The organism is Streptomyces sp. NPDC047028, from assembly GCF_040644095.1.
Classification (GTDB): Bacteria; Actinomycetota; Actinomycetes; order Streptomycetales; family Streptomycetaceae; genus Streptomyces.
In genome coordinates, this window is record NZ_JBEYVS010000037.1 from 25595 (window position 1) to 40930 (window position 15336).

16 protein-coding genes and 1 other RNA gene are annotated in these 15336 nt (G+C 68.4%); 6 read left to right on the top strand and 11 right to left on the bottom strand.

Annotated elements, in window-relative coordinates:
- Positions 1-4 precede the first annotated feature (4 nt).
- The gene (locus ABZ854_RS28140) at positions 5-496 is read left to right on the top strand and encodes a hypothetical protein (protein WP_361215893.1); all 492 of its coding nucleotides are present in this window, start codon (positions 5-7) and stop codon (positions 494-496) included.
- Between the two features lie 448 nt (positions 497-944).
- Here ABZ854_RS28140 and ABZ854_RS28145 read toward each other — a convergent pair whose 3' ends face one another.
- Positions 945-1838 carry a DUF1963 domain-containing protein gene (locus ABZ854_RS28145; RefSeq protein ID WP_361215896.1) on the bottom strand — a complete coding sequence of 298 codons (894 nt, stop codon included), beginning with the start codon at positions 1836-1838 and terminating at the stop codon, positions 945-947.
- Positions 1839-2428: 590 nt separating this feature from the next.
- On the opposite strand from ABZ854_RS28145, the gene ABZ854_RS28150 reads away from it, so the two are divergent.
- Both ABZ854_RS28150 and ABZ854_RS28155 read left to right on the top strand, forming a co-directional pair.
- A complete protein-coding gene (locus tag ABZ854_RS28150; RefSeq protein WP_361215898.1) occupies positions 2429-3781 on the top strand; it encodes a nitrate/nitrite transporter in 1353 nt (450 codons plus the stop codon).
- A gap of 88 nt (positions 3782-3869) precedes the next feature.
- Entirely contained in the window at positions 3870-5057 is a 1188-nt protein-coding gene (locus ABZ854_RS28155; RefSeq protein WP_361215901.1) for a uroporphyrinogen-III synthase, read from the top strand.
- Positions 5058-5070: 13 nt separating this feature from the next.
- On the opposite strand, the gene ABZ854_RS28160 is transcribed toward ABZ854_RS28155, so the two are convergent.
- The gene (locus ABZ854_RS28160) at positions 5071-5427 is read right to left on the bottom strand and encodes a VOC family protein (protein ID WP_361215904.1); all 357 of its coding nucleotides are present in this window, start codon (positions 5425-5427) and stop codon (positions 5071-5073) included.
- 114 nt (positions 5428-5541) lie between these two features.
- Entirely contained in the window at positions 5542-5817 is a 276-nt protein-coding gene (locus ABZ854_RS28165; RefSeq protein ID WP_361215907.1) for an ATP-binding protein, read from the bottom strand.
- Between ABZ854_RS28165 and ABZ854_RS28170 the strand changes: the two genes are divergently transcribed.
- Both ABZ854_RS28170 and ABZ854_RS28175 read left to right on the top strand, forming a co-directional pair.
- Complete coding sequence (locus tag ABZ854_RS28170; RefSeq protein ID WP_361215910.1) at positions 5738-5917, top strand: DUF397 domain-containing protein; 180 nt, start codon at positions 5738-5740, stop codon at positions 5915-5917. The genes ABZ854_RS28165 and ABZ854_RS28170 overlap by 80 nt on opposite strands.
- Positions 5918-5926: 9 nt before the next feature.
- On the top strand, positions 5927-6583 hold the full coding sequence (locus tag ABZ854_RS28175; RefSeq protein ID WP_361215913.1) for an HAD family hydrolase: 657 nt from the start codon (positions 5927-5929) through the stop codon (positions 6581-6583).
- 46 nt (positions 6584-6629) lie between these two features.
- Here the strand turns inward: ABZ854_RS28175 and ABZ854_RS28180 are convergent, their stop codons facing one another.
- The 6 genes from ABZ854_RS28180 to ABZ854_RS28205 form a co-directional block, all read right to left on the bottom strand.
- Positions 6630-7100 carry a hypothetical protein gene (locus tag ABZ854_RS28180; RefSeq protein ID WP_361215916.1) on the bottom strand — a complete coding sequence of 157 codons (471 nt, stop codon included), beginning with the start codon at positions 7098-7100 and terminating at the stop codon, positions 6630-6632.
- 440 nt (positions 7101-7540) lie between these two features.
- Positions 7541-9052, bottom strand: coding sequence for a DUF4246 domain-containing protein (locus tag ABZ854_RS28185; protein WP_361215919.1), 1512 nt, complete (start codon positions 9050-9052; stop codon positions 7541-7543).
- Positions 9053-9144: 92 nt separating this feature from the next.
- Entirely contained in the window at positions 9145-9645 is a 501-nt protein-coding gene (locus ABZ854_RS28190) for a hypothetical protein (RefSeq protein WP_361215998.1), read from the bottom strand.
- Between the two features lie 341 nt (positions 9646-9986).
- Complete coding sequence (locus ABZ854_RS28195) at positions 9987-10937, bottom strand: hypothetical protein (RefSeq protein ID WP_361216001.1); 951 nt, start codon at positions 10935-10937, stop codon at positions 9987-9989.
- An 83-nt stretch (positions 10938-11020) separates the two neighbouring features.
- Positions 11021-11680: a hypothetical protein gene (locus ABZ854_RS28200; RefSeq protein WP_361215922.1), complete on the bottom strand. Its 660-nt coding sequence runs from the start codon at positions 11678-11680 to the stop codon at positions 11021-11023.
- 195 nt (positions 11681-11875) lie between these two features.
- The gene (locus ABZ854_RS28205; RefSeq protein ID WP_361215925.1) at positions 11876-12856 is read right to left on the bottom strand and encodes a LysR family transcriptional regulator; all 981 of its coding nucleotides are present in this window, start codon (positions 12854-12856) and stop codon (positions 11876-11878) included.
- 83 nt (positions 12857-12939) lie between these two features.
- On the opposite strand from ABZ854_RS28205, the gene ABZ854_RS28210 reads away from it, so the two are divergent.
- Positions 12940-14199, top strand: a complete 1260-nt coding sequence (locus ABZ854_RS28210) for an MFS transporter (RefSeq protein ID WP_361215928.1) — start codon at positions 12940-12942, stop codon at positions 14197-14199.
- Positions 14200-14276: 77 nt separating this feature from the next.
- Here ABZ854_RS28210 and ssrA read toward each other — a convergent pair.
- Both ssrA and smpB read right to left on the bottom strand, forming a co-directional pair.
- Positions 14277-14664: a transfer-messenger RNA gene (gene ssrA / locus ABZ854_RS28215) on the bottom strand.
- Positions 14665-14791: 127 nt separating this feature from the next.
- Positions 14792-15271, bottom strand: coding sequence for an SsrA-binding protein SmpB (gene smpB, locus ABZ854_RS28220; RefSeq protein WP_129308859.1), 480 nt, complete (start codon positions 15269-15271; stop codon positions 14792-14794).
- Positions 15272-15336: the final 65 nt, after the last annotated feature.

Sequence of the window (15336 nt, forward strand, 5' to 3'; positions counted from 1 at the left end):
GGCAATGAGGGACGTGTTCTGGTCCGCGCCGGAAAGCAGGGCACTATGGGAAACGCTGGCGGGGCCGGTGCTGGAGGAGATCGGCCGGTGCGACGCAGAACGCCTGGAGGTGGAACGAGCGCGTATCGCACCGCATCTGCGGGAGCGGGTCACGAAGCCTGTGTACTCGGTGGCGGACCGCTTCGCGTCCTGGGAACGCCTCGTATGCCGGATGGAACCAGGATGGTCGGGCAGCGACGATTTCTATCCGATCAGTGCCTACAGCAATGACCTTGACTCCAGGGACAGCTTGGACGAGGTGATGAACACGTTGTCCCCAACGGCCAGGGAAAGCGGGCTCGGCACATTGCTGACCGACCTGGACGCCCGCTTCGACGCCGCGAGCGTGCCTGATCCGGATCGTTCACTGAGCCCGTGGGTACGGCCGGCAAAGGACCATCAGCGACTCCCCGGCCGATGGCGCCGCAAACCTCTGCACATCCCGTGGGACGACTGAGGGCTCCCCCGGACGTCATGGCGAGTTCTCCGCGGGCCGGATCAGCGACCGCTCCGAAGACGCCCAGACTCACTGACGTCGGGTCTGTGTCGCCCTGACTGCACTGCAGTCAGCACTACTTGCAGGTCGCCCTCAACGACGATTTCACCGTGGTTCTCGAGTACCGGGACGGAGCCGCCGACAGACACTACCGAACCGAAGTCGACGTCCCGTCGGACCAGGGCGGCAGTGGCTTCGTGGCCCCGGTACTGCTGGCATGGGCAACCGGCCACCAGGACTGGCGGGGCGGTCTCCCATGGGTCCGATGGGACGTGGCACGAGAGCTGCCGTGGGATGGGAACGGCTGGCTCAAGTCAGGAGACAATCCAAGTGAAGGTACTCAGAGGGGCCTTCACTGACGAGCGATGACCACAGCATTCCGCGACATCCGAGGGCGCGATGCGATGGGTCAGGAGCAGTCGGAACGATAGGCGAATGGTCTGTCCGGGCACCTCGCGCACTCGAACAAATAGATGCCGCCCATGTCGCCGAGCATGAGCCCTGGCGGGCGCTGGATCTGTGTTCGTTTTTCGTAGGGCAGGTCCCAGATCGTGCCGGTGGCCGGGGTGTCCTCGACGGGCAGCCAGGTCAGCCAGCTCTCGCCGTCGAACTCGGCGCTGTTGATGGTCAGCAGATGGTCCATGCGCCGGCTGCACGCCGGGCACGTCGGCCAGTTCGGCTCCTGGGTCCAGGTCGGATAGCCGCCGACCTTGATTCCGCCGGACACGGAGAGGTGGGACCAGTACGACCAGGGAGTGTCTTCCTCGAGTTGATCGAATCTGGATTCCAGCGCGTCTGAGATGTCTTCCGGCAGGTCCCAGTCCGGGTACTCGGTGACACGTTCCGGGTGCAGGACGCACGGGTTGGGGACGTAGGCGTCGCGGGCGCCGGCCGGGCGGGGCGGGTTCGCCCGTTCGACGTCACGCCGCGAACTGTCCCACCAGAAGAGCTCGGGTCGAGGGACGTAGCCCTGCGCGTGGTCAAAGGGGCACCACAACACCTGCAGCACATCGGTGCCGTCCGGGAAGACCAACTCGGAGACGTCCCCGGCGAAGAGTTGAAGGACCGGCACGAGCGGGATGGGTCCCGTCCCCGGCGGCGAGTACGCGGTGCGCGGGTGATCGTCCTCGCAGTACGGCCACGGATGCGAACGCGGCCACAGCACGGGCCCGCCCAGCGAGCTGTCCCGCGCGCTCGGGGCACCGATGCGCGGATGCAGCCGGACGGCAACCTTCCGGAACGCGGCCACCTCGGGAAACAGAGCCTCGACGTCGACAGGACGCGGCGGGGTGGTGCGAGCCATGGGACGTGCTCCTCACAGGCGGGATCATGCTGTGCAGCGAGGATGCCGCACTGCCCGGCACAGTAGTCTGACCGTCCCGTCGGGCCGATCAGAGATCCTGCCAAGTAGGGCAACTAAGGACCGTGGGAGGCGCTTTGAGCTTGTCGGGATCTCAATCCGACACTGACCCGGCAAACGGGCAGTCATTCCCTGCGCTGAGGGACGTCTCACTGCGCTCCCGCGAGATCCTGCTGCTCCGGCGGGCCAAGAACATGTTGACCGCCCTGAAGGGGCTCGAAGCCCTAGATTTCAAGCCTTCGGTGCGCGCAGAACTGTCAGCATGGCTGACGTTGATCCCTGAGCTTCCGTGACTCAGTCGCCGGCTCACTCCTCGAACCAGGCCGGCTCCATACGGCTCAGCCGGGGATGTCGGTTCCCCTGTGCTCTCCCCTGTCTGGCCTCAGCGCCCCTCACCCCCACCCGACCCAACAAGTGAGACCGAAGTTCCCTCCCGGTGACTCGACGCCTCCCCGTGCCGAAACCCGGTGTTCCTACCTTCGGCGCCAGTCACTCACTGCCGGCATCGGCAGACGGAGCACCGTGGAGGCGTCATGACCGGGCCTGGCCCAACCCCGTCCCCGACCCGCCGGCGCTGGATCGAGCGCTGGGACCCGGAGGACGAGGTCTTCTGGAGGGAGACCGGGGAGCGGACAGCCCGGCGGAACCTGTGGTTGTCGGTGTTCTCCGAGCACATCGGGTTCTCGGTGTGGGCCCTGTGGTCGGTGCTGGTGCTGTTCATGGGCCCCGAGTACGGGCTCACCCCGGCCGACAAGTTCCTGCTGACCTCGGTGGTCACGCTCGTCGGTGCCGTGGTCCGGGTGCCGTACACCTTTGCCGTGGCCCTCTTCGGCGGGCGGAACTGGACGATCATTTCCGCAAGCGCGCTGCTCGTGCCGACCGTCACGGCGTTCGTCGTCATGGAGCCGGGGACCCCCTTCTCGACCTTCCTCCTCGTCGGACTCCTCGCCGGCATCGGCGGCGGCAACTTCGCCTCCAGCATGACCAACATCAACGCGTTCTTCCCGCTGCGGAAGAAGGGGTGGGCCCTCGGGCTCAACGCCGGGGGCGGGAATATCGGCGTCCCCGTCATCCAGCTCGTCGCGCTCGCGATCATCGGCTACGGCGGCGGCCCGCGCGTGCTCCTGGGGATCTACATCCCCCTGATCGTCCTCGCCGCCCTCCTCGCCGCCCTCTTCATGGACAACCTGGCGTCGCTCAAGAACGACACCGGCGCTGCGAAGGACGCCGCCAGGGACGGACACACCTGGATCATGTCCTTCCTCTACGTCGGCACGTTCGGCTCGTTCATCGGCTACAGCTTCGCCTTCGGCCAGGTGCTGACGAACCAGTTCGGCCGTACGCCCCTCCAGGCGGCCTACCTCACCTTTCTCGGCCCGCTGCTCGGCTCCCTCGTACGCCCCCTCGGCGGCCGGCTCGCCGACCGGTACGGCGGCGCCCGCATCACCCTCTGGAACTACGTCGGCATGGCCGCGGCCACCGCGGTCCTCCTCGCCGCCAGCATGCTCAGGTCGCTGCCGCTCTTCGTGTCCGTCTTCGTCGTCCTGTTCGTGTTGAGCGGGCTCGGGAACGGATCGACGTACAAGATGATCCCCGGGATCTTCCAGGCCAAGGCCCTGGAGAAGGGGCTGCGCGGCGAGGAAGCCGCTGCCGACGGACGGCGGCTGTCGGGAGCCGCCATGGGCCTCATCGGGGCCGTCGGCGCGCTCGGCGGGGTCGGGATCAACCTGGCCTTCCGGCAGTCCTTCCTGTCGTACGGCTCCGGAACCGGCGCCTTCGTCGCGTTCCTCGTCTTCTACGGCGCCTGCTTCACCGTGACCTGGACCGTGTACCTCCGTCGACCGGTAACGCAGTCAAAGCCGCAGCTCAGCTATGCCAAGGTGTGACGTAACACCGGCGACATCAAGGCGAACCGAGCCTGTCATGCGGCGTTGACAGGCTCGTTCGGCATGCGGGTGGTGAGCTAGGAGAACCATGGACGACGAACAGCAGCATGTACGACACGGACAGGCTCGGCCGGAACAGCGGCAGTACGGGCCCCTCGCCGGGTTCACCGTCGGGGTGACCGCCGCGCGCCGGGCCGAGGAGCTGGGCGCGCTGCTCCAGCGGCGCGGTGCCTCGGTCGTGTACGCGCCCGCCCTGCGCATCGTGCCGCTCGCCGACGACGCCGAACTCCTCGCCGCCACCAAGGAGATCATCGACCACGCCCCGGACGTCGTGGTCGCCACGACCGCCATCGGGTTCCGGGGGTGGGTGGAGGCCGCTGAGGGATGGGGGCTGGGCGAGGCGCTGCTCGGGCGGATGCGGGGAGTCGAGCTGCTGGCCCGTGGGCCGAAGGTGAAGGGGGCCGTACGGGCCGCGGGGCTGACGGAGGAGTGGTCGCCGGAGAGCGAGTCGCTGGCGGAGGTGCTGGACCGGCTGCTGGCGGAGGGGGTAAAGGGTCGCCGCATCGCCGTACAGCTGCACGGGGAACTGATGCCCGGCTTCCTGGAGACGCTGCGGGACGGGGGCGCGGAGGTCGTACCGGTGCCGGTGTACCGGTGGATGCCGCCCGAGGACATCGGCCCCCTGGACCGCCTTCTCGACGCTGCGGTGTCACGCGGCCTGGACGCCATCACCTTCACCAGCGCGCCCGCGGCGATGTCCCTCCTGTCACGGGCGGAGGAACGGGGAGTGCTCGACGACCTGCTCGCCGTCCTCGGCCCCGACGTACTCCCCGCGTGCGTCGGCTCGGTCACCGCGCTGCCGTTGCGGGAGCGCGGGGTGGAGACCGTACAGCCGGAACGGTTCCGGCTCGGCCCGCTGGTGCAGTTGCTGTGCACCGAACTGCCGGGTCGATCGCCCGCGCTGTCCCTGTCCGGACATTGGGTGGAGATCCGTGGGCACGCGGTGCTGGTGGACGATGACCTGAAGCCCGTACCGCCGGCGGGCATGGCGCTGCTGCGGGCTCTCGCTCGGCGCCCGGGGTGGGTGGTCGGCCGGGCTGAGCTGTTGCGCGCGCTGCCGGGCGCGGGCCGGGACGAGCACGCCGTGGAGACGGCGATGGCCCGGCTGCGTACGGCACTGGGGGCGCCGAAGCTGATCCAGACGGTGGTCAAGCGGGGGTACCGGCTGGCGCTGGATCCGGTGGAGGAGGGGGACGGGCAGCCGGCGAGCGACTGAGCCGCGAGGTCGTCTACTCCGGTCGGCGGTGGCTCAGCACGTTGATCACGCGGCCGTTCGGGTCCCGGACGAAGAACCGCCGTACGCCCCACTCCTCGTCCCGCAAGGGGTGCACGATCTCGGCGCCGCTCGCACGCACCGCCGCGTAGACCGCGTCCACGTCGTCCACCTCGACGCTCATGTCGGGTACGACGGGGGCTGTCTCGTCCTGGCTCATGAAGGTCACCTGGGCGGTGGGGTTGGCGGGAGAGGCGAGCGTCATGACCCAGCCGTGGTTCATGACCTCCTCGAAGCCCAGGAGGCCGTAGAAGTCCCGGCTCTCCTCCATGGCCTCCGAGCGGATGTCGGGCATGACCCGGCGAATCGACATGGGACCTCCTGCTGGGCTGTGCTTTCAGGTCGGGGTATGAGTGTCCCTGGTCCGGCCCACCTCGAACCAGAGCATTTTGCCCGCGCCACGTTCCAGCCGGCCCTCGCTGAGGGTTCAGCCTCCGCACCTGTCGGCGCACTGCTGGACGAGGTGCAGTCCGCGACCTCGTTCGGCGTCCACGGGAGTGGTGGATACGTGGTCCCGGGGCGGCTCCCCGAAGGGGGCGGGGATGCGGGGGTGACTGTCCCAGACCCCGACCCGCAACCGGCCGTCGGCGAGCGCCGTCAGGCGGAGGGAGGCGGGGCCGTTGGTGTGCCGGTACGCGTTCGTCACCAGCTCCGACGCCTCCAACTGCGTTGAAGGCGCCACCACCGCCACCGCGATCCACATCCGTGACTCCAAGAGGCCGACCGCCCCTCACCTCACCGTCACGCCCGCCACCTGGACGGACTTCCTCTCCCACGCCGCCGTCGCCACGTCCGCGACTTAAACTGCCCGGGTGATCAAGCCGATTGAACTCGTCATCTTCGACTGTGACGGCGTCCTCGTCGACAGCGAACGCATCGCCGCCCGGGTCCAGGTGGCCCTGGGCGCACAGCTCGGCTGGCCGCTGACCGAGGCGGAGGTCGTCGAGCGGTTCATCGGACGCTCGCACGCCGCGATCCGGGAGCAGATAGCGGCCCGGCTCGGTGAGGAGACCGCCGGAGTGTGGGCGGAGCGGTTCGAGCAGCTGCACCGGGAGGCGGTGGACGCGGACCTCGCACCCGTCGAGGGACTGCCCGAGGCACTCGACTCGATCACCCTGCCGACGTGCGTGGCCTCAAGCGGCTCACACGAGAAGATGCGGCACACCCTGGGCCGTACCGGCCTCTACGACCACTTCGCCGGCCGCATCTACAGCTCCACCGAAGTCGCCCACGGCAAGCCCGCCCCCGACCTGTTCCTGCACGCGGCCCGGCAGATGGGCGTGGCCCCCGCCGCCTGCGTGGTGGTCGAGGACAGCCAGCCCGGCGTACGGGCGGCTCGCGCGGCCGGCATGCGGGCCCTGGGCTACGCCGGCGGTCTGACTCCGGCGGCCCGCCTCGAAGGCCCCGGCACGAGGGTCTTCGACGACATGCGCAAGCTGCCAGTGCTCCTCGCCGAGCTGGTCGGATAGGAATTCCGGTTGGCTCGGCTGGTGCTGCCGCTGCCTCTCCGGCGCCTCAGCGACGCCGCCGTAGGACGCGCCGAGCGTCCTCCACCGCGTCCGTGCACAGCATCCACCAGTATTCGAGTTTGTCCCGCACCCGCAGGTAGACGCGTAGCCGCTTGAGCCACGGCGGCAGGTCCCGGTGTGGTACGAACGTCAGTGTGTCCCGGATGGCGTCCTCGGCGAGGCCCTTGATCCCCTCCGTGCGAAGGGCGGCGTACAGCTCGGGCGTCAGTCCCTGGTTGAGTCGCGCGGCGTCGCCCGCTGCCGTGAACGCGTAGATCCGCTGGTGGAGGTCAGGCAATTGCATGGCCCTGACGATCCGGGGCGATGCCTCCTCCAGCGAACAGGTGAGCGCCAAGGAGATCACGGCAGTGCCGAGATGACTCTCGCCGCGCGCGAACGCGGCGTCCACCTCAGCCGGATCGCTGATCCCGAACACACCTTCGCCGGTCTCCCAGTCGGGCGCGGGTCGAGAAGACATGAAACTGGCTCATTCCGTCGCTGCGCGCAGGTCGTCCAGGGCAGCAGGGCTTTCTCACGAAGGTGGTTGATGCGGGGGCCTCCGTCCGGGCTTCTTTCGGAGGTCGTGTCCCTCGGACAGGAGTTCCCGCAGGTACTTGACCTCCGCCACCAGCTTGGGCACCGCTTCCCTGGGCCATGGCGATGAACGCTGCGTTCTCGTCCCAGCGACTGTCGGCGCTGTCCACGTAGCGCGGGTGCTGTACGAGTGTGGCCGCGATCATCTCGCGAGGATCGAAGGCGGGCCACCTGTGTTGCCGGCCCGCTTCCGCCACGGTGCTGATCGCCACCAGGTTCATGGCGGAGTCGTCGTCGAGGTAGCGGACGAACCATGGACCTGGCGTGGCGGCAGCGCACAGTTCTTCGATTTCGTCGAGGTCGCGGCAGTAAGGGTGCTGGGGTTCAGTGCTCACAGAGCGAGAACTCTCGTTCGTAGAGCTGCTCATTGTGTTCGTCGACGAAGAACTTGCGTTCTTGCATGAGCTGTTCGCGGTAGCTCTTGGCCTGGTCGAGGGTCATGGTGGAGGTGTCGGACCAGGGCTGCTGCGGGGGTACGTCGGAGGTCGAGACGATCTTTTCCGACGGGTCGACCAGGAAGAACGCGAGTATTTTGCGGTGGCCCGGGCGGGTGGGGTCCGCGAGGCGGAACGAGCCGACGCGGTGTTGCAGGATGTTCGGGAAGGCCAGGCAGCGGCCGGCCGGGGTGGATGCCGATCCCAGCACCTGGTTCAGTGCGTCTTCGTCCTCCAGGCCGTAGACGTCCCGCATGCCGCTGTCGTCGTTCTGCTCGTAGTCCGGGTCGTCCAGGGCCGCTCTGAAGCTGAGCCGGCTCTCGGTGATGTTCTCGCTGTCCCAGTAGTAGATGCCGGTCGAGACGATCCGCTCGTTCAGCATGCCCTCGACGTGCCAGGAACCGCCGGCGTACTCGGGCTTGTCCGGGGTGAGGTGAATGGTGGCGAGCTTGACGATGACCTGGAGGCCGCGGCCGCGCAGGTCGACCCGGGCGGCTTCGTCGGGCAGCTCGGGCGAGGTGAAGGCGGGGGCGTCCGGCACGGCCGGGCGGCGGTTCTCCCACCAGTCGTCGTGGGCCTCTTCCCATGCTTCGAGGGCGTCCTTGTAGGCCTGGTCGTCACTGAAGGAAGCCTTTTGCGGATACTCCGGCTCCGAGTCGCCGTACCACCCCCAGGGATCGGCCTCGATCCGGAGAGGGCGCGGGTGGCGCAGGTCGGTGAGGACGTTCTCCAGGAGCGGGCGCAGGCGGCCGAGCAGGTCCGGTAGGACGGTGGCGAGTTCGTGATGTGTCTCGGGGTGGACGTTGTTGACGTACGAGCGAAAGGCGACGTCACAGTCGTCACTGACGTCGACGTCCGTGGGCAGCCACTGGAACTTCTCCGAGAACTCGTGCTTCGAGTGGCGGTTCGTGGGGTTCTGCCACGCCGTCTCGGGTGCGCCGCTGGCCTCCCTCACCAGGCAGAACAGTGAAGGGTGGACCAAGTCCAGCACCTGGCCGTCGGATCCGGGATGCCAGTCCTGTTCCGCTTCGGGAACCTGCTCCAGCACCCGGACCGCTTCGCGCAGCCGGGATCGGAGCTGGTCGTCGATCAGTGTGTCCGACTGCCACACCCCGTCGACGGCGGAGACCTCGATGCCGGTTCCCGCGTCCCGCAACGCGGCGTAGTGGTGGAGTTCGGCAAGCACGTAGCGGACCTGTGCCTCGGTGAGGCCCTGGGCCACCGCCTCTCGCGTCCACCTGGCGACGGTCTCGGCGTCATTCATCTTGTCGAACCACCGCGGCTTCGACCGGATGAGCGCGCTGCACTGCATCATCTCGAGTTCCCGGAGGGTTCGGGGCTTCGCGAACGATATGGAACGGGACGCTTGAAACGGCAGCGGGAAGGCAGCCAAGCCGGTCAACTCTTCTGGTCCTCACGGTCGGTGGGTGTGCATCGGCGGGAAGAGTACTTCAGGGGACTGACACCGCGGCCGTGGTCCTCGTCCTCGCTGGATCAGCGGTCTGTGGCGACGCGTTCCTGGGTGCTCGGGGCGACGTTCCAGTACGTCGGCAGGTCGGCCTGGCAGAAGGCGCAGGCGAAGTCGCCCTCGCGGACGATGTTGTGCTCCTGGCAGGCGGGGCAGCGACGGAAGATCACCTGGTGCGTGAAGTCGAGCGGGTGGCTGAGTGCCGCTCTGTCGAGTGCCCGGGCGACCGCCGGCCAGGAGGTGACGTCGGGGCAGTATCCGGTGGAGTGGTTGGTGACCTCGCTGACGGACCAGCGACCTGCGTCCCGTACGAAGGCGATTTCACCGGCGCTCAGCACGGGGTCGCCTCCGGCGCAGGCCACATGCTCGCTTCGGCGTGGGGCCAGGCGGAGCAGGCCGTCCAGACCGACGACGAACGTGAAGGGTTCCGTATGCTCCTCGACCGGCCGCCGGGTGATCCAGGCTTCGAAGTCGACGGCCGAGCCGATGGGAGAGGCGCCGCTGCCCGCCCGAACAGCGGCCTTCAGCTCGGCGGGGCCCACGTATCGGTAGCTGCGCGTCGCGTTCCCTCGGGGCTCCCGAAAGCGGGGGCCGACCCGGATGCGGATCTGATGGTCCCCGTGTACGACTACGACCCCCTCGACCCTTTCGCCGACTTCCGGCAAGGGCACCGGGGCCGCGTCCGGGTCGTCGATCGTGCCGCAGGGGTTGTGTGACAGTAGGTCGAGGAAGCCGTGCACGCCCGGGGCGTCATCGAGTTCGAGGAACACCCCGAACGGGAAACGGGCCTTCACCGTTCCGCGCACGGTGGCCCCGAGAGGGTGTCTCCTCTTTGCGGCCTCCCAGACCTCTTCGTTGTCCAAGGTCGTCAGCGGTTGACCGCCTGGATCTCCTGCACGACGACGTCCTGGGTGTTGCCGAAGGTGCCGTCGGGCAGTGGCTTGTCACCGGTGATGCCTGTTCCGGTCCAGTGGATCTTCCACGTGATGGTGGCTTTCAGGGGGAAGGAGCCGTTGCCTGAGGAGCGGAGGTATTTGACTCCGCAGGGGGGTGTCTCGTCGGCCTTGCCGTGGGTGTACTTCTCCCCGATGCTGCCGTTCTTGAGCTCGCAGGCGCCCGAAGCGGGGTAGGTCTCCGCGTCCGGGGTGCCAGGGTCGATCTTGAGGGAGACCGGTTCGGCGGTGGTCGTCGCTGAGATACCGAGCACGGGTACCGAGGCGGTCACCGACACCGGCTTGAAGCGGACGCCGTTCAGCCAGGCCCAGGTAGGGAGATTGACCTTGGTCGTGTCGGCGGGGGCGAGGGACACCTTTGTGGTGGGGACGCGGATCTCGTTGTAGGCGAGTTCGGCGAGAATCTCCGGGGTTACGGCGTTCGGGATGTCCGCGGGTGGGGGGTCACCCTTGTCGACCCAGAAGATGGGCTTGTCGCACTTGTCCCAGCCAGGCGGGAAGTCCTCGTTGACGTACGAGTCCCACCAGTAGCCCTTGCCGGCCTTGTCCTTGTTGAAGTCCTTGTAGGGCTGGCCCTTGACGTAACGGTTGCGTTGTTGGAGGTCCCACTCCGAGCCGGTCGACTCGGCCTCCCAGATCGGCTCCAGGTAGGCCTTCAGCTGCGCGGGGGTGTACTTCGGGGCGTACCAGCAGGCGGGCGGGGTCCAGGAGGTGCTGGGGGTGACGGGGCCCGTGGTGGGGCCGGAGCCGTTCTTCGAGCGGTCGTAGACGATGACGCCGGCTGTGGAGGACAGGGTGCCGTCATCGGATGCCGAGCCCGACGTCTTCTCTCCAGGTGTCGGAGGGGTCTGGGCGCCGCCGCCGATCTTGTTGTCCGCCACCGCAGGTGACGCTCCCACGAGGATCACCCCGATCAGCGGAAGCACCACCAGCGACCGCGAACCGGTGCTCAGGGCTGACACTTCGAACTCCCCCTCACAGACATGAGCTTCTGGATGACCCACACGCCCTTGTCGTTCTTGTGCATCTGCGAGCTGTACAGGACATAGCTGTTCTTGGTGACGGGTGTCTTGTCGACCTTCTTCGTCTTCAAGTACAAGTCGTAGGCCTTGCCCTGATCCTCGCAGTACACCAAAGACGCCTCGTTCGATCCGCTGAGATTCACCACAGGGTTGTAGTAGCGGTAACTGCCGGTCGTTCGCGCCTTGGCCTTCACATAGGCCTTGATGAACTGCTGCGTCTGAGCTGCGGCTTCACCGTCGTAGTAGAAGCGGTACGCCTTGTCGAGCGGGTCCTGGTGCACGATCGCGAGGTCGACCGCCTTGATCGACTGTTCGCTGTCGGAGAGGACGGTGTCCTTGTCCTTGTCACCCGTCTTGGGCCAGTCAAAGGTGTACGACAGATCAGCTGGCATGTCGAGGTTCGGACGGCCCGGAGCCGTGGACGCTGACGCGCTCGGCGAAGTCGAAGTCGCACCCCCCGTTTCCGCCCCCTTGATCTTGCCGTTCGAGTTCGTGTCGCTGCCGCCCCCTCCCCCGCAGCCGGTGAGCAGGAGTGCGGCCATGGCGCCGGCGGTCGCTGTGGGGAACAGGCGGGAGGGGCGGGTCACGGCTGGCTCCTGTGGGGGCGGTTGGCATTTGCTGAGCAGCCGTTACGGTATCGAGGTCGGCTGCGGGGGCAAAAGGGCGGCCCGGTCGCCCCGATGGCGCAAAGTCCGCACATGGGGACAAGTGGGCGCGGAAGTCGGCGTTCGGTTGCTGTTCCGTGACGCCGCCATGACCGATGGTCAGCGGGGCGTTGGCCCTCACAAAGACAGTGTGGGGCCCGACGTCATCGCCTCCTCGTCCGCCGAGGGAATCCAGCTCCCCGGCGGCCTCCGCAGCCAGCCCTCCGCATCCCCCAGTTCCGTTGCCGCTCGGTGGAGGGCTGTCAGGGCCGGGTGGGTCAGGCCCTTGCGCCAGACCAGGGAGAGGGGGGAGAGGGGGATGGGGGAAGTCAGGGGGCGGAGGACGGTGCCGGGGAGGGTGGGGAAGTTCTGGACCGCGAGGACCGGGTGGCCCGTCTTGGACATGATGCGCTCGAACTCCTCGTCCCCCACGGCCAGGGGGAGGGGCGGGGCCAGGTGGATGGAGTGGGCGGAGAAGAGGTTCTCGGCGAGGGCCGTCCATTCCGGGGTGCGGGGGTTGCCGGCGCCCGCGTAGACCGTTTCGCCGGAGAGGGAGGGGAGGGGGATGGACCCACGGGAGGACAGGGGGTGGGCCTCAGGCAGGAGGATCGCCATCTGTTCGTAGCGGACCGGGTGGTGGTCGAGGCCGGCGCGGAGGGCGGGGTCCAGGCCGGCGTAGCGGCCGAAGGAGGCGTCCAGGCGGCCGGCCAGGATCTCGGTGGCAGCGCCCGTCAGGCCGCTTTCGTAGCGGGCCATCAGCTCGTGGTCGGGGGCGAGTTCGCGGGCGCGGTGCAGGACGCGGCGGGCGGTGGTCGGGCCGGGTGAGTTGAGGTCGACCAGGAGGGGGCGGGCCTGGCCAAAGGCGGCGAGCAGGTCGTCGTGGGCGGCGAGGACCTTGCGGGCGTGCGGGAGGAGGCGTTCGCCGTCCGGGGTCAGGGTCACCTGGCGGGTCGTACGGAGGAACAGCTCCGTGCCCAGGTCGCGTTCGAGGCGCCGTACGTCCCGGCTGAGTGCCTGCTGGGCGACGTACAGGCGGGCCGCCGCCCGGGTGAAGTGCAACTCCTCGGCCACCGTGACGAAGGCGCGGAGGAGGCGGGGGTCTGTCGGGGCGGCGGGCATGTGCCGAATTTACAACGCCGGTGTGTCAATACGGTCGTAGTAGGTGTTGGACGCGGTGATCCACTCCGGGTGACGGTGAAGGCATGCCAGAGATCACCGTGTCCCGCGACCGTGCCTACCGGCGGCTCTTCGCCCGGCCCGGCACCCTCGCCTTCACCGTCGGCAACCTGCTCGCCCGACTGCCCATGGGCATGTTCAGTGTGAGTGCCGTCGTGATGATCGCCGGGGCCCGGGGGTCGTACGCCCTCGCCGGTGCGGTCACCGCCACCGGGCTCGCGGCGACCGGCGTCCTCGGGCCGTGGGTCGCCCGGCTCGTCGACCGGTTCGGGCAGGCCCGGGTCGCCGTACCGGCCACGGTGGTGGCGGTGCTGGGGAGTGTGGGGATGGTGGTGTGCGTGCGGTGCGGGGCGCCGAGTTGGGCGCTGTTCGTCGCGTATGGTGCCACCGCCTGCACCCCCAACATCGGCGGGTTGTCCCGCGCGCGCTGGGCCCATCTGCTCCGGGACGACCCGGACGCGCTGCACACCGCCAACTCCTTCGAGCAGGCCGCCGACGAGCTGTGCTTCATGCTCGGGCCGGTGCTGGCGTCCTTCCTGACCGGCACGTTCTTTCCGGAGGCGGGCACGCTCGCGGGGGCGGTGCTGCTGCTCGGCGGGATGCTGGTGTTCGCCGCGCAGCGAGGTACCGAGCCGCCGGTGCGGGGGCGGTCGGCCGCGCCCTCGCCGCTGCGCAGTCCCGGGATTCCGCCCCTGCTCGCGTGCTTCGCCGCGACCGGGGCGGTGTTCGGGTCGATGGAGGTCGTGACGATCGCCTTCGCCGACGCGCACGGGCATCTCTCGGCCGCCGGTGTCGTGCTTGCGTTGCAGGCCACCGGGTCATGTGCGGCGGGTCTGGTCTACGGCGCGGCGAAACCGGCGGGTGTGCGGCTGGGGCTGCGGCGCTGTCTGGCCGGGATGGCGGTGCTGATGACGCTGCCGTGGGCGGCGGCCGGTCTCAGCGGGTCGCTGTGGGTGCTGGCGGGGGCGCTGCTGGTGGCGGGGATGGCGACGGCGCCGACGATGGTGACGGCGATGACGGTGGTCCAGCGCCGGACGCCGGCGGACCGGGTCAACGAGGGGATGAGTCTCGTGGTGACCGGGCTGCTGGGGGGCATCGCGTGCGGGTCGGCGGTGGGGGGGTGGGTGGTGGAGCACCTGTCGCCCACGGTCGGGTACGCCGTACCGACGGGCGCGGCTCTGCTTGCGCTGGGGGTGGCTACGCTCACCGGCGCTGGCAGGGTGCCGCCTGCGCCCACCCGTGCCGCCCCAGCGACACGACTGCCCGCAGTCGAGAGCGCCCCGTAGTGGGCCACCCCCACGGCAACGGCCCCGCCGCATAAGCGACGGGGCCGTTGCCCACATGGGGTGCCCCCGGAGGGGCGTTGTGGAGATGGCGGGAATCGAACCCGCGTCCAACGGTGCAGAACCAGGGCTTCTCCGTGTGCAGTTCGCTTCGCTTTTCTCGGCCCCGGCGATCACGCGAACAAGTCGCCGACGGGCCCAGTCACTGTTTGGTTTCCCTCTTCACCCCGTGACCGGGATCAAGGTTTAGTCCCCTAGCTGATGCCAGGATCCGGGTCGGGAACAGCCCCGGGCTGACACTCCCGTGAGAGCTTCGCTTAGCTGCTGATTAGGCAGCGAGGGCGAAGTGGGAGGAATCGCGCTTGGTATTGGCGATTATTTTTTTCGGCCTGTGGTTTACGAGATCATGGCCGCTTCCTCGACACGCTTCCCCTGCTTCGACATCCGCTGTCGAAACCGATCATCCCCATGTTGTTTTTTCAATCCCTCCGGAGAGGGGGCGCGCACCCTCGGTGAGGTGCAGTGCCATCGTACGTGACCAACGCGGGTCGGTGCCAGCGTATTCCCCCGGGTAGCCGACGGACCCGGCTGCCGCTCAGGCCCGCTGCTTGCGCCGTACCGCCGACATCGCCCGGTCGGCCTCACGGCGGTCCTGCTTCTCCCGCAGGGTCTGCCGCTTGTCGTACTCCTTCTTGCCCTTCGCCAGCGCGATCTCGACCTTCGCGCGGCCGTCCTTGAAGTACAGGGCGAGGGGCACGATGGTGTGACCCGTCTCCTGGGACTTCGACTCCAGCTTGTCGATCTCGTCGCGGTGCAGCAGCAGCTTCCGCTTGCGGCGGGCGCTGTGGTTGGTCCAGGTGCCCTGGCTGTACTCGGGCACGTGCACGTTGTGCAGCCACGCTTCGTGACCGTCCAGTTGCACGAAGCCGTCGACCAGTGAGGCCCGCCCCTGGCGCAGCGACTTCACCTCGGTCCCCATGAGCACCAGACCGGCCTCGTAGGTGTCGAGGATGTGGTAGTCGTGCCGCGCCTTCTTGTTCTGCGCGATCAGCTTGCGCCCTTTTTCCTTAGCCATAGTGCCGCCCATTTTCGCACCACCAGGGGGGTGGGAGGGAAGCGCATTAAGGGTGGGGCCGCCGT